Genomic DNA, 20,582 nt, shown 5'->3' with positions numbered 1-20,582 from the left:
CGGATTGAGGCTCGGACCTTCGTAGCCTCGTCGGGAGGCCCGTATCCTGCAGCACAGATCCCCGACGCGGCGCCCCGGGAACGCGAGGACGTATGGCGAGCATCATTGGACGTGACATGGCGGTGGACCTCGGCACCGCAAACACACTCGTCTACGTTCGCGGCAAGGGTGTCCTTGTCGACGAGCCGAGTGTGGTCGCGCTCAACAAGAACACCGGCGAGATGGTCGCCGTCGGCCATGAGGCCAAGAAGATGCTGGGACGTACGCCTGACGACATCGTCGCCCTGCGGCCGCTGAAGGACGGCGTGATCGCCGACTTCGAGGCGACCGAGCAGATGCTTCGCTACTTCATCCACCAGGTCCACCGTCGCCGCTACTTCGCCAAGCCGCGGATGGTCATCTGCGTCCCGTCCGGGATCACCGCGGTCGAGATCCGCGCAGTGAAGGAGGCCGGCTACCAGTCCGGCGCCCGGATGGTGAACATCATCGAGGAGCCGATGGCGGCCGCGATCGGCGCCGGGCTCCCGGTGCACCTGCCGACCGGCAACATGGTCGTCGACATCGGCGGCGGCACCACCGAGGTCGCGGTGATCAGCCTCGGTGGCATCGTGACGAGCCAGTCGATCAGGACCGCCGGCCACCAGCTCGACAACTCGATCATGACCTGGCTGAAGAAGGAGCACGCGCTGCTCCTGGGCGAGCGCACCGCCGAGGAGGTCAAGATGACCCTCGGGTCGGTCTGGCCGCTGCCCAACGAGCCCGAGGCCGAGATCAGGGGACGCGACCTGGTCAGCGGCCTACCGCGCACCGTGACCGTCTCGAGCGCCGAGGTGCGCAAGGCGATCGAGGAGCCGCTGCACGACATCTTCGACGCGGTCCGCTCCACCCTCGACCAGACGCCACCCGAGCTCGCCGGCGACATCATGGACCGCGGCATCGTGCTGACCGGCGGCGGTGCCCTCCTGCGCGGGCTCGACGAGCGCCTGCGCCACGAGACCGGCATGCCCGTCCACGTCGCGGAGCTGCCGCTGACCTCGGTCGCGATGGGCGCCGGCCGCTGCGTCGAGGACTACGACGTGCTCCGCCCCGTCCTGGTGAACGAGAACAGGAGATGGTGACGTGTCGTTGCTGAGCCCCCGACCCAGCGAACGTCTGCGCAAAGGGCTGGAACAACGCAAAGGCCCCAAACCCATGGGCCGTACGCCGCGGGAGAGGCTCAACCGCCGCGGCAGCCTCGAGACCAAGCCCGGCGGCGGGGGGCCGAAGCGCTCCTGGCTGATCGCGCTCATCCTGTGCTGCGCGACGCTGGCCACGCTCGACCAGACCCCCGCCCTGGAGCCGGCCCGGGCCGCGGTCGGCGAGGTGATCTCCCCGCTCGAGACCGGCGCTGCCCTGGTCGCCCGTCCGTTCACCGGCATCCCGGAGTGGTTCGACACCCGCGACGACCTGCGCGACCGGGTCGCGAAGCTCGAGGCCGAGAATTCCACGCTGCGCCGCCAGGTCGAGGTCACCGACTACGGCCGGGCCAAGCTCGCCGAGTACGAGTCGATCACTCGCGCCGCCGAGGACCTCGGCTACTCCATGGTGCCGGCGCGCGTGACCGCCTACGGCCCCGCCCAGACCTTCCGCCGCACCGTCACCATCGACGCCGGCAGCGCCGCCGGGATCAGGTCCGACATGTCGGTCGTGACCGGCGACGGCCTGGTCGGCCGGGTGCTGCGGGTCACCAAGACCTCGGCGACGGTCCTGCTGATCGTCGACGCCGCCTCGGTCGTCGGCGGCCGCGTCGGCGGCGCCGACCGCAGCGGCAAGAAGTCGGGCCAGGTCGGCATGGTCCGTGGCTCCGGCGTGGTCGCCGGCGGCGCCGGATCGGGTCTGCTGACCCTCGACCTCGTCGACCGTTCCACCGTCCCGCTCAAGGGCGACACGGTCATCACCTGGGGTGACGGCCGAGCCGCTCCGTACGTCTCCGGGCTGCCGATCGGCGAGGTGACCGACACCGCCGAGAGCGTGCGCGACTCCTCGCAGACGGCCCGGATCAAGCCGTACGTCGACTTCGGCTCGCTCGACGTCGTCGGTGTGGTGGTGCCCAACGGCACCATGAGCGACCGCGCCGTGATCACACCGGAAGGAGAGCTGCGATGAGCGAGATGGAAGGCCGTGCCTCGAGCGCCGCACCGGTGCTGCGCAACGTCCTGGTCGGCATGCTGGTCGTCATCGCCGTCGTCCTCCAGCTGAGCGTGGCGCCGGCCTTCGCCATTCGCGGGATCACCCCCGACCTGGCGCTCCTGGTCGTCCTCGCGGTCGCGCTCTCCCGCGGTGGGCAGGCCGGTCTGGTGACCGGGTTCGCCGCCGGGGTACTCCTCGATCTGGCGCCGCCCGCCGACCACACCGCGGGCCGGTGGGCCCTCGCGCTGCTGATCGTCGGCTACGTCGCCGGGCGCGTCCGCGAAGGCAGCATCGGCGAGGGCAGCAGCCACGGTGGCCAGGGCCGTCCCAACGCGATGACCGTGATGGCGACGGTGGCCACCTGCGCGTTCATCGGGGTCAGCATCTTCGCGGTCAGTGGGCTGATCCTCGGTGAGGCGCCGCTGACGCTGCTGCCGACCGTGGCGATCAGCGTGGGCTACGACCTGCTGCTGGCGCCGTTGCTCATCCCGGCGCTGCTGTGGCTGATCGGCAAGGGGGACGTCTGAGATGGCACCGAGTCGACTCTCCACCGCCCAGGTCAGCCGGCTGCGGCTGATCGTGATCCAGGCGCTCGTCTTCTCGCTGCTGGCCACGCTCGGGGTCAGACTCTTCTACCTCCAGGTACGCCACGGCGACGCCTATCAGGCAGCGGCGGCCTCGCAGTCCAAGCGCGAGATCGTGCGCCAGCCGGTGCGTGGCATCATCGTCGACGCCCAGGGTCGGCCGATCGTGACCAACCGCTCCGCCTGGGTGGTCAGCCTCGATCAGGGCGTGCTCGACGGCCTCGACGACGACGACAGGAAGACGCTGATGGCTCGCGTCGCCAAGGCCGTCGACGTGTCCCCCAAGAAGCAGAGCGAGGCGATCGCCAGCTGGTCCGGCACCCGCTACCAGCCGGTCCCGATCGCCACCGACGTCTCCGAGTCGACCGCGCTGCGCATCCTCGAGCAGCCGGAAGACTTCCCCGGCGTGGTCGCGGAGAAGCAGACGCTCCGCTCCTATCCCAGCCCCTTCGGGATCAACGCCGCCGGCGTCCTGGGCTATCTCTCCCCGATCACCGAGGACGAGAACGACAACGCCAAGGAGCGCGGCGACGAGTCGCTCAACATCACCTCGATGGTCGGTCGCTCCGGCGTCGAGAAGCAGTACGACCAGTGGCTGCGCGGGATGCCCGGCTACGACACCGTCACCGTCGACTCGCTCGGCCGTGAGATCGGGCGCGGCGACTCGGTCGCCTCCCAGCCCGGAGACACGCTGGTGACCAGCATCGACGCCAAGGTGCAGGGCCGCGCCGAGAAGCTGCTGGCCGAGTCGATCGAGACCGCCCGCGGCACCTTCGACAAGATCACCGGCCGCAACTTCGAGGCCGACTCCGGCTCGGTCGTGGTCATGGAGGCACAGACCGGACGGCTGGTCGCGATGGCCAGCCAGCCGACCTACGACCCGGAGGAGTGGGTCGGCGGGATCACCCAGAAGCAGCTGGACCGGCTCTACTCCGAGAAGGCGGGCTACCCGCTGCTGCCGCGGGCGACCCAGGGTCAGTTCGCGCCCGGTTCGACCTGGAAGCCGTTCATGACGGTGGGTGCGCTCAACAACGGATACAGCCGAGACACCCGGCTCAACTGCTCCAGCGGTCTCCAGGTCGGCAACCGCTGGTTCAAGAACTACGAGTCTGGCGCCTACGGTTTCATCGACTTCGCCAAAGCGCTCGAGGTCTCCTGCAACACGTTCTTCTACCAGATCGGGGTCAACTACTGGCAGAAGTACGGCTCCAACCCGGCCGACGTCAAGGCCAGGGACCCGCTGGTGGAGACGGCCAAGGCGTTCGGCTTCGGCAAGCGCACCGGCATCGACCTGCCCGGTGAGTCGTCGGGCCGGATCGCGGACCGGAAGTGGAAGGCCGAGTACTACGAGGCCATGAAGGGCTACTACTGCCGGATGGACGAGAAGGACAACGCGCCGACCCCGTTCCTGCAGCTGTTCGCCCACGAGTTCTGCATCGAGGGCAACTACTACCGCACCGGCGACGCGGTGAACTTCTCCGTCGGCCAGGGCGACACCATGGTCACCCCGATCCAGCTGGCCCGGGCCTACTCGTCCCTCGCCAACGGCGGCACCCTCTACGAGCCCCGGATCGGCAAGGCGGTCGTCAGCGGCGACGGCACCGTGGTCGAGAAGATCGACCCGAAGGTCGTCGGCAAGGTCAAGATGTCGGCCAAGAGCATCGACTACGTCAACGAGGCGCTCCTCGGCACCCCGCGCGCCGGCTCGCTGGCGTGGAAGTTCGGCGGGTTCCCGCTCGACGAGGTGAAGGTGCGCGGCAAGACCGGCACCGCCGAGGTCACCGGCAAGCAGACGACCGGATGGGTCGCGTCGTACAACAAGAAGTACGTCGTGATCATGACCATCTCCCAAGGTGGCACCGGCTCGGGATCGGTCGGTGATTCCGTACGCAAGCTGTGGGAGTCGCTCTACGGGATCGAGGAGGGCGGTGCCGAGGTCCGGCCCAACAAGGCCATGATCACGGGCATCGACCCGCCGAGGAACCTGCCGGCCTTCGGCGCCGACGGCTCGATCGTCGCTCCCAAGGACTGAGCGGAGGAGACGGATTCATGAAGAACGACGTGATGGCCTTCGTACGCCGCATCGACCTGATCCTTCTCGGTGCGGTCCTGGTCCTGGTGTCGCTGTCGGTGTTGCTGGTCTGGTCCGCGACCATCCACCGCGACGCGATCACTGGTGGCGACACCACCGCCTACCTGCGCAAACAGGCGATCAACGTGGCCGCCGGGCTGGTGATGATGGTGGGCGTGGTCGCGACCAACCACCGGTGGGTCCGGCTGCTGACGCCCGTGGTCTACCTGGCCGCGGTGGTCGGGCTGGTGCTGGTGCTCGTGATGGGCTCCACGGTCAACGGGTCGAAGTCGTGGGTGAATCTCGGGCCGGTGCAGGTCCAGCCCTCGGAGCTGGCCAAGCTGGCCGTGGTCATCGCGATGGCGCTGGTCCTGGCCGAGCGCAGCGAGGGCCGCTGGCGGGCACGGGTGTCGCTGGGCGACGTGGTCGCGATGATCCTGGTCGCGGCGGTGCCGATCGTCCTGGTCCTGCTTCAGCCCGACCTCGGCACCACGCTGGTGCTCGGGGTGACGGTCTTCTGCGTGCTGGCGGCAGCTGGGACACCGCGGCGATGGCTGGCGCTGCTGGCGTTGACCGGTGTGGCGGGTGCCACGACGGTGGTCGCGACCGGGGTGCTGAAGCAGTATCAGATCAATCGGTTCATGGCGTTCACCGATCCGTCGCTGGATCCTCGCGGGGCCGGTTACAACGTCCAGCAGGCGCGGATCGCGATCGGCGACGGCGGCATCTTCGGGCAGGGCCTGTTCCAGGGATCGCAGGCCCGGGCGGGCTTCGTCCCCGAGCAGCACACCGACTTCATCTTCACGGTCGTAGGGGAGGAGCTCGGCCTGGTCGGCTCGCTGCTGGTGATCGGGCTGATCGGTGTCGTGCTGTGGCGCGGCCTGCGGATCGCGGCGCGCACCGACGACCTCTTCGGTCGGGTGGCGGCCGCCGGGATCGTGTGCTGGCTCGGGATCCAGAGCTTCCAGAACATCGGGATGTGCCTGGGCATCATGCCGGTGACCGGGGTGCCGTTACCTCTGATTTCCTATGGTGGTTCCTCGATGATCGCGGCGCTGCTGGCGGTGGGTCTGCTGCTCGGCATCTCGGCCCGTTCGCGTCGCACCGGTCTGGACCGGTCCGGACCACTTCAGGACCTCCGCTCGCGTGATCGCCTGCAGGTTGCTGCAGTGCGAAAAGATGTCGCGTTTCATCGAAATTAAACTCGATTACGTTCCCTCCCGGTTGCCCTACAGGGCATCTGTGACCCCTTGCAGCCCTCATCCCGAGGCTGCTTGACGACGGGAGCAGTAATCGTGAACCGACCCCACAGAATCCAGCGTCTCGGCGCACTGGCAGCAGCGACGGCCACCGCCGTCGGCGCCGCCACCACCATCCTGGCCATGTCCGGTCCCGCCGGCGCAGCCGACAGTCCGGCACCGCTGATCGGTGCCGAGAAGTCGACGGCCATCGACAACTCCTACATCGTCGTGATGAAGGGCAACGGTGCGGCCGCCAAGGCCAACGCCGCCGACGCCCGGGCGCTCGCCAAGGAGAAGGGTGGCTCGGTGAAGTACGCCTACGACAAGGCGATCACCGGCTTCTCCGCCACGCTCGACGCCGACGCGCTCGACGCGCTCCGCAGCAACCCCGACGTGGACTACGTCGAGGCCAACCAGGTCGTGAAGGCCAGCGGCGACCAGGCCAACCCCACGTGGGGGCTCAACCGGATCGACCAGCGCAACCTGCCGCTGAACTCGAACTACCACTACGACTACACCGGCTCGGGTGTGAAGGCGTACATCATCGACACCGGGATCCGCTCCACGCACGCGGACTTCGGCGGCCGGGTGACCTCCGGCTACACCGCGATCGGGTCCAGCACCGAGGACGAGAACGGCCACGGCACCCACGTCGCCGGCACCGTCGGCGGGTCGACGTACGGGGTCGCCAAGAACGTCACCCTGGTGCCCGTCCGCGTGCTCGACGCCTCCGGGTCCGGCACGACCGCCGGTGTGATCGCGGGTGTGAACTGGGTGACCTCCAACCACACCTCCGGTCCCGCGGTCGCCAACATGTCGCTCGGTGGCGGGGTCTCCTCGACCCTCGACTCCGCGGTCACCAGCTCGATGGCGGACGGCGTCACCTACGCCGTGGCCGCGGGCAACGACTCCGGTGCGAACGCGTGCAACGGCTCGCCCGCCCGGGTGGCCGGGGCCCTGACCGTCGGCTCGACGACCAACACCGACGCCCGGTCGAGTTTCTCCAACATCGGCTCGTGCGTCGACCTGTTCGCCCCGGGCTCCTCGATCACCTCGGCGTGGTACACCTCCAACACCGCGACCAACACGATCTCCGGTACGTCGATGGCGACCCCGCACGTCGCCGGTGTGGCCGCGCTCTACCTGCAGGCGAACCCGACGGCATCGGCCTCCGCCGTCGCCTCGGCGATCAACTCCAACGCCACCACCGGCGTGGTCACCTCGCCCGGGACCGGTTCACCCAACCGCCTCCTCTACTCCCTGTGGAGCGGTGGCACCGACCCGACGGACCCGCCGACCACGGGCAACCTGCTGACCAATCCGGGCTTCGAGTCGGGCGCGACCGGCTGGAGCTCCTCCTCGGGTGTGATCGACAGCTCGAGCAGCGCCCCGGCCCGGTCGGGCTCCTACAAGGCGTGGCTGAACGGCTACGGCTCCGCCCACACCGACACGCTGTCGCAGTCGGTCACCCTGCCCACGACCGGCAAGACCCTGTCGTTCTACCTGCGGGTGATCACCAACGAGACGACCACCTCGACGGCCTATGACAAGCTGACCGTCAAGGTCGGCTCGACGACGCTGGCGACGTACTCGAACCTGAACGCGAGCTCGTCGTACTCGTTGAAGTCGTTCTCGCTCGGGTCCTTCGCGGGCAGCACCGTCACGCTGACGTTCACCGGCACCGAGGACTCCTCCCTCGGGACCAGCTTCCTGATCGACGACACCTCGATCGCCTGATCTCACCACCGTCACCACCCCGACCGGGTCGCCCGCGTAACGCGGGTGGCCCGGTCTGCCGTTGTCAGAGACATTTTCATGCCTTGTTTATGGGCTGTTTACAGGTGTTCATCATTGGTATCTGCACGTTGCTGCAATGCGAAGAGTTGGGTCGTTACGAGCACTACGTAACGTGATTACGTGGTTGGCCGAACGCTTCGGGCTGCGGCCGCAGGGAGGGCGCAGGGCGTTCACCGTGGCCCCACAGGGCCGCATGATGACGGGAGTCAGTTCGTGAACCGAACCATGAAGAACCGTGCCATCAAGGCGCCGGCGGTCATCTCCGCCGTAGCTGTCGGAGCAGCAGCCTCGGCGATCGCCTTCGCCGTCCCGGCCGGTGCCGCCGACAGTCCGGCGCCGCTGCGCGGCGCGGACGCCTCGACCGCGATCGAGGGTCAGTACATCGTCGTGATGAAGAAGCAGGGCGGCAGCGACGTAGCCAAGTCCGAGTCCAAGTCGGTGCGCAGCGACGCCCGCGACGCCGGTGGAGACGTACGGGAGGTCTTCAACACCGCGTTCAACGGCTTCTCGGCCTCGCTCGACAAGGACGCGCTCGCCGAGGTCCGCTCCAACCCGGACGTCGCCTACGTGCAGGCCAACCACCGCTACACCACCCAGGGTGACCAGGCTGACCCGACCTGGGGCCTGGACCGGGTCGACCAGGCTGCGCTGCCGCTCGACTCGAACTACCACTACGAGCAGACCGGTGCGGGTGTGACCGCCTACATCATCGACACCGGTGTCGCGACCGACCACTCCGAGTTCAGCGGCCGCATCGGCGAGGGCTTCGACGCGGTCGACGGCGACACCGACCCGACCGACGGCAACGGCCACGGCACCCACGTCGCGGGCACCGTCGCCGGCACCACCTACGGTCTGGCCAAGGAGGCCACGATCGTCCCGGTCCGCGTCCTCGACGACAACGGCTCCGGCACCACCGAGGGTGTCGTCGCCGGCATCGAGTGGGTCACCGAGAACCACACCGACGGCCCGGCCGTCGCCAACATGTCGCTCGGTGGCGGCAACGACACCGCTCTCGACGCGGCCGTCCAGGCCTCGATCGCCGACGGCGTGACCTACGCCGTCGCGGCCGGCAACGAGAGCTCGGACGCCTGCGGTTCCTCCCCGGCGGCCGTTCCGGAGGCGATCACCGTCGGTGCCACCGACGACACCGACGCCGCTGCGGACTTCTCCAACACCGGTGAGTGCCTCGACATCTTCGCCCCCGGCGTCGACATCACCTCGGCCTGGAACGACGGCTCGACCAACACCATCTCCGGTACGTCGATGGCGACCCCCCACGTCGCCGGTGCGGCCGCGCTCTTCCTCGAGGCGAACCCCTCGGCCACCCCGGCCGACGTCGCCGAGGGCCTGACCGGCGCCGCCACCCCCGACGTGGTCACCAACCCGGGCACCGGTTCCCCGAACCTGCTGCTCACCACGCTGTTCTGAGCCGCCTGCTCTGAGCTGAAGGCGTTGGGGTCGCTGTAGGGGCGGCCCCAACGCCTATTTCGGCTCCGCCGGCTCGTGCTGGCTCCCGCGGCGCGAGGTTTGGTCGGGGAGTCGCGGGGCGGCGTACGCTTGGGGTTGATCGTTCCCGAGCTTTGAGGTGCCCATCGTGACCGTCGCCCAGAGCGACCTCGTTCCTGATTCTGTCTTCCCTCGGCTGGAGCCGCGCCTGGCGCTGGTGTCCAAGCCGATCCAGTACGTCGGAGGGGAGCTCAACTCGACCGTCAAGGAGTGGGACGACGTCGAGGTGCGGTGGGCGCTGATGTACCCCGACGCCTACGAGGTCGGCCTGCCCAACCAGGGTGTCCAGATCCTCTACGAGGTGCTCAACGAGCGCGACTGGATCGCCGCCGAGCGCACCTACGCCGTGTGGCCCGATCTCGAGAAGATCATGCGCGAGGGCGACGAGCAGGGGCCGATCCCGCAGTTCACCGTCGACGCCCACCGTCCGGTGAAGGCCTTCGACGTCTTCGGGCTCAGCTTCTCGACCGAGCTCGGCTACACCAACATGCTCAACGCGCTCTCGCTCGCCCAGATCCCGCTGCACGCGGTCGACCGTGGCGACGACGACCCGATCGTGCTCGCCGGCGGCCACGCTGCGTTCAACCCCGAGCCGATCGCCGACTTCCTCGACGCCGCCGTGCTCGGTGACGGCGAGGAGGTCGTGCTCAAGATCTCCGAGGTCGTGCGCGAGTGGAAGCAGGACGGTCGCCCCGGCGGCCGCGACGAGCTGCTGCGTCGGCTGGCCGTCTCCGGCGCTGTCTACGTCCCGAAGTTCTACGACGTGGCCTACGCCGCCGACGGGGCGATCGAGGCCGTCGTACCCAACGTGCCCGGCATCCCGTGGCGGGTGCGCAAGCACACCCTGATGGACCTCGACGCCTGGCCCTACCCGCGCAACCCGCTGGTGCCGCTGGCCGAGACCGTCCACGAGCGGTTCTCGGTGGAGATCTTCCGCGGTTGCACCCGCGGCTGCCGCTTCTGCCAGGCCGGGATGATCACCCGTCCGGTGCGCGAGCGCTCGATCACCACCATCGGTGACATGGTCGAGAACGGGATCCGGAAGTCCGGTTTCGAGGAGGTCGGCCTGCTCTCGCTGAGCTCGGCGGACCACACCGAGATCGGTGACGTCGCGACCGGCCTGGCCGACCGCTACGAGGGCACCAACGTGTCCTTGTCCTTGCCGTCGACGCGCGTCGACGCCTTCAACATCACCCTGGCCAACGAGTTCTCCCGCAACGGCCGTCGCTCCGGTCTGACCTTCGCGCCCGAGGGTGGCTCGGAGCGGATGCGCAAGGTGATCAACAAGATGGTCACCGAAGAGGACCTGATCCGCACCGTCGGTGCCGCCTACAGCCACGGCTGGCGCCAGGTGAAGCTCTACTTCATGTGCGGCCTGCCGACCGAGACCGACGAGGACGTGCTCCAGATCGCCGAGCTCGCCAAGAAGGTCATCGCCAAGGGCCGCGAGGTCTCGGGCCGCAACGACATCCGCTGCACCGTCTCGATCGGTGGCTTCGTACCCAAGCCCCACACCCCCTTCCAGTGGGCCTCCCAGCTCGACCACGAAACCACCGACGTACGGCTGCAGAAGCTGCGCGACGTGGTCCGCTCCGACAAGAAGTTCGGCCGCGCGATCGGCTTCCGCTACCACGACGGCAAGCCCGGCATCGTGGAGGGCCTGCTGTCTCGCGGCGACCGTCGCGTCGGCCGAATCATCGAGCAGGTCTGGCGCGACGGCGGCCGTTTCGACGGCTGGTCGGAGCACTTCTCGTACGACCGCTGGCTGACTGCCGCCGAGACCGGCCTCGCCGGCACCGGTGTCGACCTCGACTGGTTCACCACCCGCGAGCGTGAGTACGACGAGATCCTCCCCTGGGACCACCTCGACTCCGGCCTCGACAAGGACTGGCTCTGGGCCGACTGGGAAGACGCCCTCGCCGTCGCCGACGGCGAGGACATCGAGGTCGAGGACTGCCGCTGGACCCCGTGCTACGACTGCGGCGTCTGCCCGGAGCTCAACACCGAGATCCAGATCGGCCCCACCGGTCAGAAGCTGCTCCCGCTGTCGGTCGTGTAGAGGGTCCCTGTCGGATCAGTCGCTGATTGAACCGGTGGAGGGAAAGACGTTGCCCGCTATGCAGGTCGCGTAGTGGTCGCCGGCATTCCATTCGTACTCCGTGGGCGCGAAGCTGTAGGTGGACAGCGAGAGCCCATCGTTGCTGTCGGCAGTGAGCCGGATGAATGCCGCGCGACACGAGGCGTAGGTGCGGTCTTCGATCTCGCTGTACCCAGGCCAACTCGTGCCCGGTATCGGGGCGAGCTGGTAGATCTCCCAGTGGTGCTCCTGGGCACACGGGACGACGTCGACGATGCCGAGTGCGCCTTTGACACTGCCCCGCCCTGGGTCGATGTAGCAATCCCCGATCTGTAGCTCCGTGACCAAGGCCGTACCGTTCGACGTCACCGCTCCGATGCTGTCGCGTTCGATATTGGCACCGGTCGTGAACCACCAAGCACTACTCACGAGCCCGACGATGAGGGCAAGGCCGGATGTTCCGATCGCGATTCCGGTGATCGCCTTCTTGGTGCCATGGTTGCGGCCCCGGCGGGACCTGATGAGCACCGCGATCGCCAGCCCGATGCCGACGATCGGTGCCAGCGGGAAGAAGATGAAGCAGCACAAGATGAGTGCGACGATCGCCATCGCCTGAGAGGGGCTCTCGGGGTTCAACGAAGGTGAAAGTGCTGGCGTGGGGCCAGGCGCGGTGGGGTGCGCGTCGTTCGACATGGGGCGGATGATGACATACCGGTCAGGGCATGCGCGGAGCGCAGTGACCTACCACGCCTCGGTGGGTAGCCGTCAGCGAGTCGGCGCCCGCTTCGGCGTCAGTAGATGGCGGCGGTGGCCTCCACCTCGATGAGCAGGTCGGGGCGGAAGAGGCCGGCGACCTGCACCAGCGAGCTGGCGGGCGGCTGCGTGACGTCGACGAACTCGTCGCGCACCGACCGGATCAGCGGCAGCTCGGTGGTGGAGACGACGAAGTAGGTCAGCTTCACGACGTCCGCCCAGGTCGCGCCGGCTGCGGCCAATGCTACGCCGAGGTTGATGAAAGTCTGCCGGGTCTGCGCCTCCCAACCCTCCTCGACGCTGCCGTCGGCGGTGATGCCGATCTGGCCCGAGGTCACGATCAGCCGGGCGCCGGGATCGGTGATCACGACGTGGCTGTAGCCGGCGGGTGCGGGAAGGTCTTCGGGGGTCAGGAAGTCCACGCGCCGAAGGTAGACCGGTCTCGCGATCCAGGCGACCGATTAGCGCTCAGCCGACCGGGCGGACCCAGCGCCGCCACTCCGACTGGGACTCGTAGCCCGAGCTCTTCCACAGCGACTGGCCCAGGTCGTTGCCTTCCAGCACCATCGCGTCGATCCGGCTCGCGCCGAGACCCACGAGGCGGTCCTCGGCGTGGGACAGCAGGCGGCGGGCGAGCCCGTGGCGGCGTACGTCGGGATGGACCGCCAGGCGGTAGAGGTGAGCGCGCCAGCCGTCCCACCCGGAGATCAGGGAGCCGACGACCCGGCCCTCGGCGGTGACCGCGACGGTGCAGGCCTCAGGGTCGCGCGCGATCAGCGCCTCGACCTTCGCTGCCGAGTCCGTCGGCCGTGAGTCGTTCTCCGCGGCCACCTCCCACAGCTCCATCAGCGTGGGGACGTCAGCAAGAACGGCAGGGCGCAACTCGATCACGGCGGGAAGTGTCCCACGCGGTCGTCCGGCCACCGATAGGTTGCGGCCATGACGGACAACAGCGCGTTGGGTCGTAGGTATCTCGAGCTCCTCGAGGCCAGGGACTGGAACGCCTGGGTGAGGCTGCTGGACGAGGACGTCGTCTACGACATGCCACAGACGCGCGAGCTGCTCATCGGTCGCGCGTCGTTCCTCGAGTTCAACCAGACCTACCCCGGGCAGTGGCACCTCACCCCGAAGGTGGTGATCGCCGACGACGAGCGCGCCGTGGTCTGGTTCGACTGGCGCATGGGGGAGGAGTCGGGGGAGTCGCAGGCGTTCCTCGAGATCGCGGATGGGCGGATCACCCGGGTGACCGACTTCTGGCCGGAGGCGTACGAACCGCCGGAGCGCGCCGTGCCGGTCGAGCGCTACTGACTCAGCAGTCCGCGGCGCCACGCATCGCGAAGTCGATGCTGACCGCGTGGTGGTCGGAGAGGCCGGTGGGGGTGACGTTGCCGTCGCCGGCCGAGAGCCAGGAGTTGGGGAGCAGGTAGTCGACCCGGCCGCCGCCGTCGTGGCTCGCGCCGAGAGCGGCGCCGGCGTCGGACAGCGTGGCCAGGGCGGCGCCCAGGACGCCGGAGCCGTCGCCGGCGTTGAGGTCGCCGCCGAGGAGCTTGGCGCCGTCGTAGGCGTTGACCTTGGACATGACCGCGCCGATCTGGGCCTGCCGCAGCGAGTCGGAGGTGTGGTCGAGGTGGGTGTTGAAGACGACCAGGCGCTGGCCCTCGACGATGATGTTCGCCCGCAGCACGCCGCGCTGCTCCTTGCCGTCGCGGTTGGGCAGGTGGGTGTTGTCGTAGCCGTCGATGGGGAAGCGCGACAGGATCGCGGTGCCGTAGCCACCGCGGTCGGTGATGTAGTCGTTGGCGCCGAAGACCGACTGCATCCCCAGGTGCGAGGCGATGATCGCCGGCTGGTCGACGTTGCCGGAGCGGCGGCGGTTCTGGTCGACCTCCTGGAGGAGTACGACATCGGCACCGGAGGCCCGGATCACGCTCGCGATCCCGCCGAGCTCGCCGGGCGAGACCCGGCCACCCTTGATGTTGAAGGTCATCACGTTCAGGTTGCGCGGGACCGCGCACGGGTCGATCTTCGGCTTCTTCGGCACCTTGTCGATCGCCGGCGGCGCGTCGAGCGTCTTGAACTTCGGCAGCGGCTCGGACAGCACTGAGGCGGAGGCCGACGGGCTGGTCTCGTCGGGTTCGGAGCTCGGCGAGGAGGAGGCCTCCGCGGAGGCCTGCCTGGAGTCGCTCAGCCGAGGCGCGAGGACGGTCAGAGCGGCGATGGCGCCGACCGTGAGGACCACCGCGAGGATCGGCAACAGCTCCTTGAGGCGTACCGAGAACTTCCTGCTTCTGTGGTGGGTCACCGCGCGAGTCTCCCATTTTTCGTAGGCGAGCCGTTACATTCCGTTGGCTCTGCATTCGCCGGATGGGTCATCGTGCCCGGGGACCGCCATAATCGACTTCGTGCGTCAACAGCCCGAACAGCAGGCCCCACCGGTCCAGCGTCTCCGCATCCGCTACGCGAAGCGCGGCCGGCTCCGGTTCACCAGCCACCGCGACTTCAGCCGCGCCTTCGAGCGCGCGGTCGCGCGGGCCCGGATCCCGGTGGCCTACTCCTCGGGATTCAACCCTCACCCGAGGATCTCCTACGCCGGCGCGGCCCCGACGGGAGCGGCGAGCGAGGCCGAGTACGTCGAGCTCGGACTGCGCGAGACGGTCGACCCGGCCGCGACGAAGGCCGCCCTGGACGAGGTCATGCCCGACGGCCTCGACCTGATCGACGTCGTGGACACCGCCACCTCGCCCAAGGGCGCGCTGGCCGACCTGCTCACCGGCAGCGAGTGGATCATCGACCTCCCGACGGCGCCGGAGGAGGCCGCGGCCGCGGTCGAGGCGTTCCTCGGCGCCGAGGAGGTCATCGTGTCCCGGATGACCAAGAAGGGTCTGCGCGAGTTCGATGCCCGAGGAGCGGTCGTACGCCTCGGCTCGGCGCCCCGCGAAGGCGGCTCCCGGCTGGAGCTCCTGCTCAAGCACGGCACCCCGACCGTACGTCCCGACGACGTCGTCACCGGCCTGGAGCGCATCGGCGGCCTGAAGGTGGGCCCCGAGCACGGCGGACTGCCGCTCCTGACCCGGCTCAGCCAGGGAGTCTTCGACGAGGACTCCGGCACGATCGGCGACCCGCTCCACTAGCGTGTCTTCGATGAGGCTCTGCTGATGAGAACGGTCACCGACCAGGAGCGCCGGGCGCGATTGGCCCGCAGGCACGGGCTCTCCCCGGTCCACAGGTACGCCGACGTGGCGGCCGCGACGCAGGCGATGACCGCCTGGCATGCGACCGAGGCCGCCACCGTCCACCTCGCGTTGCACGCGCGCGTCCACGATCTCCGGATCGAGGACGTCGAACGGGCGCTCTACGAGGAGCGCTCGCTGGTCAAGCAGCTGGCGATGCGGCGTACGCTCTTCGCCTTCCCACGCGAGCTGGTCCCGGCGGTCTGGGGCAGCGCCTCGGCCCGGGTGGCGGCAGGGGAGGAGAAGAACCTCCACAAGTGGCTGACCGCGGGTGGCATCGAGGAGGACCAGGACGGCTGGATCGAGAAGGCGTACGCGGCGACGCTGGCGGCGCTTGCCGACGGGAAGCCGCGGACGACCACGCAGCTGCGGGAGCTGGTGCCGGAGCTCGACGTCCGGTTCCGGATGGGCGCGCCGGACAAGAAGTGGGGCGGTGAGTTCGCGATCGGGCGCTGGGTGATCGGCACCCTCGCCGCCCAGGGACGCCTGATGCGGGCCACCAACCTCGGCCACTGGCGGCTGAACAAGCCGGCCTGGACGCTCACCGAGTCGTGGCTCGGCGAGCTGCCGGATCCGCTTCCCGCCGCGGAGGGGTACGCAGCCCTCGTCCGCCGCTGGCTGGGGACCTTCGGTCCGGGCACCGAGGCCGACCTGGTCTGGTGGCTCGGGTCCACGAAGACGGCCGTGCGGGCTGCGCTCGCCGCGGTCGGTGCCGTGGAGGTCGGGCTCGAGGGCGGGGGCACCGGATGGGTGCTGCCGGACGACCAGATCGCCACCTCGCCGGAGCCCGAGATCGAGCCCTGGGCCGCGCTGGTGCCCACGCTCGATCCCACGGTCATGGGCTGGAAGGAACGCGGGTTCTATCTGGGCGCCGAGGATGTGGCGTACCTCTTCGACTCCAACGGCAACGCCGGCAACACCGCCTGGTGGGACGGCCGGATCGTGGGGGCCTGGGCGCAGGACGAGGACGGCCGGGTGCAGCCGATCGTGCGCCACGACATCGGTGAGGACGGGCACAACGCCTTGGCGGCCGAGGCCGCGCGGCTCACCGAATGGCTCGACGGCGTGATGATCGTGAACGTCTACAAGTCGCGCCAGATGAAAGAAGCCACGCTCCCCTGAGTTTCGTTAGCGTCCGGATATCGGTCTGTTGACAGGGTGTATGCGATACTCCGAGACGACTGCTCAAACAATCGGGCCCGCCCCGAGGAATGGACAGTCCGACGACGCCTCGCCGGCGTGGGCCCTCCGGGGCCGCACTCCGGCACACAGGGGTAGGGCGTCACCAGACCGCGACGCAGGCCTAGCAGGTCAGTGAGAGCGACTCGCCCGGGAAGGTCCCGGACGGCCGAGCGACCGCGGCAGGTGACGAACCGCTGCCTGTGACGCACCGCTGCGGAGGATGCCGCCGCCCTGACAAGCTTTGCGCCGCGACGCGGCTGCTACGTGGAAAAGTTAGATACTGCGCAGCGCCCGTTTCCCGGCACCTGACTATCCGGCACCTGTGAAGGTCCTGGATGAGGAGAACGGCATGGCCGACGAGACCACTGTCGAGAACCCCGAGAACGGCGCTGAATCAGCGCAGACTCCGGTGACCGACACCCCCACGACCGACGCGGAAGCGACCGGCGAGACCACTCCCGCGAAGAAGACCGCGGCGAAGAAGACCACGCGCAAGCGCACCACCAAGAAGGCCGCCGCGGCCCCGGCCGAGGCTGTCGAGGCCCCCGCCGGCGAGACCGCCGAGGCTGCCGAGACGGCCGAGGCCCCCGCCAAGAAGACGGCGGCGAAGAAGACGACCCGGAAGCGTACGGCCAAGAAGGTCGCCGCCCCTGCGCCGGCTGAGGGCGAGACCCCCGAGGCCACCACCGCGCCGGAGGGCGAGACCGCCGAGACCTCCGAAGCTCCCGCCGAGACTGTCGGGGCTCCGGCCAAGAAGACGGCGGCGAAGAAGACCACCGCCAAGCGGACCACCACGAAGAAGACGGCCGCCAAGAAGGCTGCCGCGCCCGTCGTGGAGCCTGTCGTAGAGCCCGTCGAGACCCTCGCCGAGGACGTCGCCGAGGAGACCCTCGAGGAGACCGAGGCCGAGCAGGCCGGTCCGCCGGCCCCCGCGGTGCTGTTCCAGGCGCCGACCAAGACGACCACCCGCCGGCGTACGCGTAAGACGGCCGAGCCGAAGCCCGTCGCCGAGCCGGTAGAGGCTCCGACCGAGGACGAGCCGCAGGCCACCGAGCCCGCCACCGAGCCCGTCGTCGAGCCCGCTGCCGAGCCCGCCGCCGAGGCTGCGAAGGAGGAGGCCCCGACCCGGACCCGCAAGCGCAACGTACGCAGCGCCGCCCCCGTCGAGGAGAAGGCCGCCGACGAGGAGCAGCCCGAGGCCACCGAGTCCGAGACCCAGACCGAGACCGAGTCCGACGAGAGCTCGGCCGACGACGGTGAGGGCGGCGGCAACGGCCGTCGTCGCCGCCGCCGTGGCGGCCGCCGCCGGCGCAAGGGTGCCAACGGCGACGCCGACGGCTCCGACGCGGCTGACGCCGAGGACAGGTCCGAGGAGTCCGAGAGCGACGAGGCAGGCAAGGACGCCGACGCCGACTCCGACCAGGGCGAGGGCGGCACGTCCTCGCGCCGTCGCCGTCGCCGCCGCCGGGCCGGCGAGGCCTCCGGCGACGCCGGGGACGACCCGGAGAACACCGTCACCAAGGTCCGCCAGAGCCGCACCGGCGAGGACCAGATCACCGCGCTGTCGGGCTCGACCCGCCTGGAGGCCAAGAAGCAGCGCCGCCGTGAGGGCCGCGAGGCCGGTCGTCGTCGCGCCCCGATCGTGAGCGAGGCCGAGTTCCTGGCCCGCCGCGAGTCGGTCGACCGGGTCATGGTGATCCGTGAGCGCGAGGATCTCACCCAGATCGCGGTGCTCGAGGACAAGGTGCTCGTCGAGCACTACGTCGCCCGCGAGAGCCAGACCAGCCTGATCGGCAACGTCTACCTGGGCCGTGTCCAGAACGTGCTGCCGAGCATGGAGGCCGCGTTCATCGACATCGGCAAGGGCCGCAACGCGGTGCTCTACGCCGGTGAGGTCAACTGGGCCTCGCTCGGCTGGAAGGAGGGCCAGCCCCGCAAGATCGAGTCGGTGCTGACCTCCGGCCAGAAGGTGCTCGTCCAGGTGACGAAGGACCCGATCGGCCACAAGGGCGCCCGCCTGACCTCGCAGATCTCGCTGGCCGGCCGTTTCCTGGTCTACGTGCCCGATGGCACCACCTCCGGCATCTCCCGCAAGCTGCCCGACACCGAGCGCAACCGCCTCAAGACCCTCCTGAAGGAGATCGTCCCCGACACGGCCGGCGTGATCGTACGCACCGCCGCGGAGGGCGCCGCCGAGGAGGAGCTCACTCGCGACGTCGAGCGGCTCAAGGCACGCTGGGAGGACATCGAGAAGCGTGCCGGCGGCAACGCCCCGCAGCTGCTCTACGGCGAGCCCGACCTGACCCTCAAGGTCGTCCGCGACCTGTTCACCGAGGACTTCGCCAAGCTGGTCATCTCCGGCGACTCGTCGTGGGAGACCGTCAAGGACTACGTCCAGTCGGTGGCCCCCGACCTCGAGGAGCGGGTGGAGAAGTACGACGGTGAGGCCGACGCCTTCACCGCGTACCGCATCGACGAGCAGATCGCGAAGGGCCTGGACCGCAAGGTCTGGCTGCCCTCGGGTGGCTCGCTGATCATCGACCGCACCGAGGCGATGACCGTCGTCGACGTCAACACCGGCAAGTTCACCGGCTCCGGGGGCAACCTGGAGGAGACGGTCACCAAGAACAACCTCGAGGCGGCCGAGGAGATCGTGCGCCAGCTCCGGCTGCGCGACATCGGCGGCATCATCGTCGTCGACTTCATCGACATGGTTCTCGAGTCCAACCGTGACCTGGTGCTTCGTCGCCTGGTCGAGTGCCTGGGCCGCGACCGGACCCGTCACCAGGTCGCCGAGGTCACCTCGCTGGGCCTGGTGCAGATGACCCGTAAGCGGATCGGCACCGGCCTGCTCGAGGCCTTCTCCGAGAACTGCGACGCCTGTGCCGGTCGTGGCCTGGTGATCCACGAGCACCCGGTCGAGGCCGGCAAGTCCTCCGGTGTCGCCCCCGACGAGCCGCGTTCGCGCCGTCGTGGTGGCCGTGGTGGCAAGGGCAAGGGCAGGGACGAGGTCGGCACCGAGCACCGCGCCGAGCCCGTGGAGGAGTCCGCCAAGACGCCCACGCCCGCCGAGTTCGCCGCCATGGCCGGACAGAGCGAGACGAACGAGCCAGTAGCCGCGCAGGAGACGGAGCGGACCGACGAGTCGGCCGCCCACGTCGAGCCCGTCGAGACCCCCGCCGAGCCCGCCGAGGCTCCCAAGGTCACGACCCGTACGCGTTCGCGTCGGTCCAAGGCATCGGCCCCGGTGGTCGAGCCGGTCGAGACCCCGGCCGAGTCCACGGTGGCCGCGCCCGTCGAGGCGTCCGAGGCGGTGGCGGTCGAGGCTCCCAAGGTCACGACTCGCACGCGTTCGCGTCGGTCCAAGGCGTCGACCCCGGTGACCACGCCGGTCGAGACGCCCGCCGAGACCCCGGCCGCCGAGACTCCGGCCGAGCCGAAGGCCCCGGCCGAGCCCGAGGCGCCGAAGGTCACGACGCGTACGCGCACCCGCCGTGCCGCTACGACCGGTCGTCCGGTCCTGGCCGCGGTCGTCGGCAGCTCGACCGAGTCGAAGCCGGAACCGGCCGCAGCCGAGCCGGTCGCAGCCGAGCCGGTCGCAGCCGAGCCGGTCGCAGCCGAGCCGGTCGCAGCCGAGCCGGTCGTCGAGGAGCCCGCTCCCGTCGCCCCGGCCGTCGAGCCCGAGGCAACCGAGCCCGAGGCGACCGAGCCGATCGTGGCTGAGCCGGTTGCGGCCGAGCCGGTCGACTCCAAGCCCAAGGTGGTCACCCGGCAGCGCCGCGGCGCCCGCCGCGAGGTCGTGAGCACCGGCGAGGGTGCGGTGATGACCGCGACCAAGTCGGAGGCGCCGACCGTCAGCAACGGCACCGCCTCGACCCCGGCGCCCAAGGTCGTGACCCGCACCCGCGGTGGCGCGAGCCGCGACACCACGCCGTCGGTGAATATATTAAAAATGACAGGTGGCACGTG

General features: G+C 69.5%; 16 protein-coding genes. 12 read left to right on the top strand and 4 right to left on the bottom strand.

The window, feature by feature from the left end:
* Positions 1 to 92 precede the first annotated feature (92 nt).
* From ACFV9G_RS11550 to ACFV9G_RS11515, 8 genes are all read left to right on the top strand, one after another.
* Positions 93 to 1,118: a rod shape-determining protein gene (locus tag ACFV9G_RS11550; protein WP_378727625.1), complete on the top strand. Its 1,026-nt coding sequence runs from the start codon at positions 93 to 95 to the stop codon at positions 1,116 to 1,118.
* Positions 1,119 to 1,191: 73 nt separating this feature from the next.
* Entirely contained in the window at positions 1,192 to 2,145 is a 954-nt protein-coding gene (gene mreC / locus ACFV9G_RS11545; RefSeq protein ID WP_378727624.1) for a rod shape-determining protein MreC, read from the top strand.
* Entirely contained in the window at positions 2,142 to 2,696 is a 555-nt protein-coding gene (mreD, locus tag ACFV9G_RS11540; RefSeq protein WP_378727623.1) for a rod shape-determining protein MreD, read from the top strand. Before mreC ends, mreD begins: the two co-directional genes overlap by 4 nt.
* Before the next feature lies 1 nt (position 2,697).
* Positions 2,698 to 4,785, top strand: coding sequence for a penicillin-binding protein 2 (gene mrdA, locus ACFV9G_RS11535; protein ID WP_378727622.1), 2,088 nt, complete (start codon positions 2,698 to 2,700; stop codon positions 4,783 to 4,785).
* A 17-nt stretch (positions 4,786 to 4,802) separates the two neighbouring features.
* Positions 4,803 to 6,026: a rod shape-determining protein RodA gene (rodA, locus tag ACFV9G_RS11530; RefSeq protein ID WP_378727621.1), complete on the top strand. Its 1,224-nt coding sequence runs from the start codon at positions 4,803 to 4,805 to the stop codon at positions 6,024 to 6,026.
* A gap of 93 nt (positions 6,027 to 6,119) precedes the next feature.
* The gene (locus ACFV9G_RS11525; RefSeq protein ID WP_378727620.1) at positions 6,120 to 7,802 is read left to right on the top strand and encodes a S8 family peptidase; all 1,683 of its coding nucleotides are present in this window, start codon (positions 6,120 to 6,122) and stop codon (positions 7,800 to 7,802) included.
* A 285-nt stretch (positions 7,803 to 8,087) separates the two neighbouring features.
* Positions 8,088 to 9,293, top strand: a complete 1,206-nt coding sequence (locus tag ACFV9G_RS11520) for a S8 family peptidase (RefSeq protein ID WP_378727619.1) — start codon at positions 8,088 to 8,090, stop codon at positions 9,291 to 9,293.
* Between the two features lie 166 nt (positions 9,294 to 9,459).
* Positions 9,460 to 11,430, top strand: a complete 1,971-nt coding sequence (locus ACFV9G_RS11515; protein ID WP_378727618.1) for a TIGR03960 family B12-binding radical SAM protein — start codon at positions 9,460 to 9,462, stop codon at positions 11,428 to 11,430.
* A gap of 15 nt (positions 11,431 to 11,445) precedes the next feature.
* Here the strand turns inward: ACFV9G_RS11515 and ACFV9G_RS11510 are convergent, their stop codons facing one another.
* The 3 genes from ACFV9G_RS11510 to ACFV9G_RS11500 all read right to left on the bottom strand — a co-directional run bounded on the left by ACFV9G_RS11510 (position 11,446) and on the right by ACFV9G_RS11500 (position 13,092).
* Positions 11,446 to 12,141, bottom strand: a complete 696-nt coding sequence (locus ACFV9G_RS11510) for a septum formation family protein (RefSeq protein WP_378727617.1) — start codon at positions 12,139 to 12,141, stop codon at positions 11,446 to 11,448.
* A gap of 98 nt (positions 12,142 to 12,239) precedes the next feature.
* Positions 12,240 to 12,623 carry a RidA family protein gene (locus ACFV9G_RS11505; RefSeq protein WP_378727616.1) on the bottom strand — a complete coding sequence of 128 codons (384 nt, stop codon included), beginning with the start codon at positions 12,621 to 12,623 and terminating at the stop codon, positions 12,240 to 12,242.
* Between the two features lie 46 nt (positions 12,624 to 12,669).
* Entirely contained in the window at positions 12,670 to 13,092 is a 423-nt protein-coding gene (locus tag ACFV9G_RS11500; protein WP_378727615.1) for a GNAT family N-acetyltransferase, read from the bottom strand.
* Between the two features lie 48 nt (positions 13,093 to 13,140).
* Here ACFV9G_RS11500 and ACFV9G_RS11495 point away from each other — a divergent pair, with 48 nt between their 5' ends.
* The gene (locus ACFV9G_RS11495; RefSeq protein WP_378727614.1) at positions 13,141 to 13,509 is read left to right on the top strand and encodes a nuclear transport factor 2 family protein; all 369 of its coding nucleotides are present in this window, start codon (positions 13,141 to 13,143) and stop codon (positions 13,507 to 13,509) included.
* A gap of 1 nt (position 13,510) precedes the next feature.
* Here ACFV9G_RS11495 and ACFV9G_RS11490 read toward each other — a convergent pair whose 3' ends face one another.
* The gene (locus ACFV9G_RS11490) at positions 13,511 to 14,503 is read right to left on the bottom strand and encodes an endonuclease/exonuclease/phosphatase family protein (RefSeq protein WP_378727613.1); all 993 of its coding nucleotides are present in this window, start codon (positions 14,501 to 14,503) and stop codon (positions 13,511 to 13,513) included.
* A 100-nt stretch (positions 14,504 to 14,603) separates the two neighbouring features.
* On the opposite strand from ACFV9G_RS11490, the gene ACFV9G_RS11485 reads away from it, so the two are divergent.
* The 3 genes from ACFV9G_RS11485 to ACFV9G_RS11475 all read left to right on the top strand — a co-directional run.
* On the top strand, positions 14,604 to 15,332 hold the full coding sequence (locus ACFV9G_RS11485; protein WP_378727612.1) for a TIGR03936 family radical SAM-associated protein: 729 nt from the start codon (positions 14,604 to 14,606) through the stop codon (positions 15,330 to 15,332).
* Between the two features lie 24 nt (positions 15,333 to 15,356).
* Complete coding sequence (locus ACFV9G_RS11480; RefSeq protein ID WP_378727611.1) at positions 15,357 to 16,553, top strand: winged helix DNA-binding domain-containing protein; 1,197 nt, start codon at positions 15,357 to 15,359, stop codon at positions 16,551 to 16,553.
* A gap of 409 nt (positions 16,554 to 16,962) precedes the next feature.
* Positions 16,963 to 20,582, top strand: a 3,620-nt coding sequence (locus ACFV9G_RS11475) for an Rne/Rng family ribonuclease (RefSeq protein ID WP_378727610.1), incomplete at its 3' end; no start/stop codon positions are given.

This window comes from Nocardioides sp. NPDC059952 (genome assembly GCF_042730435.1).
Lineage (GTDB): Bacteria > Actinomycetota > Actinomycetes > Propionibacteriales > Nocardioidaceae > Nocardioides.
Note: the sequence above shows the minus strand (reverse complement) of the source record. Positions and strands in the feature narration are given on the sequence as shown.

Bases quoted from the DNA above. Each gene is read 5' to 3' on its own strand.
- ACFV9G_RS11480 (WP_378727611.1), top strand. From the start codon at position 15,357: ATGAGAACGGTCACCGACCAGGAGCGCCGGGCGCGATTGGCCCGCAGG.
- ACFV9G_RS11520 (WP_378727619.1), top strand. From the start codon at position 8,088: ATGAAGAACCGTGCCATCAAGGCGCCGGCGGTCATCTCCGCCGTAGCT.
- ACFV9G_RS11550 (WP_378727625.1), top strand. From the start codon at position 93: ATGGCGAGCATCATTGGACGTGACATGGCGGTGGACCTCGGCACCGCA.
- mrdA (WP_378727622.1), top strand. From the start codon at position 2,698: ATGGCACCGAGTCGACTCTCCACCGCCCAGGTCAGCCGGCTGCGGCTG.
- ACFV9G_RS11495 (WP_378727614.1), top strand. From the start codon at position 13,141: ATGACGGACAACAGCGCGTTGGGTCGTAGGTATCTCGAGCTCCTCGAG.
- mreC (WP_378727624.1), top strand. From the start codon at position 1,192: ATGGGCCGTACGCCGCGGGAGAGGCTCAACCGCCGCGGCAGCCTCGAG.
- ACFV9G_RS11510 (WP_378727617.1), bottom strand. From the start codon at position 12,141: ATGTCGAACGACGCGCACCCCACCGCGCCTGGCCCCACGCCAGCACTT.
- rodA (WP_378727621.1), top strand. From the start codon at position 4,803: ATGAAGAACGACGTGATGGCCTTCGTACGCCGCATCGACCTGATCCTT.
- mreD (WP_378727623.1), top strand. From the start codon at position 2,142: ATGAGCGAGATGGAAGGCCGTGCCTCGAGCGCCGCACCGGTGCTGCGC.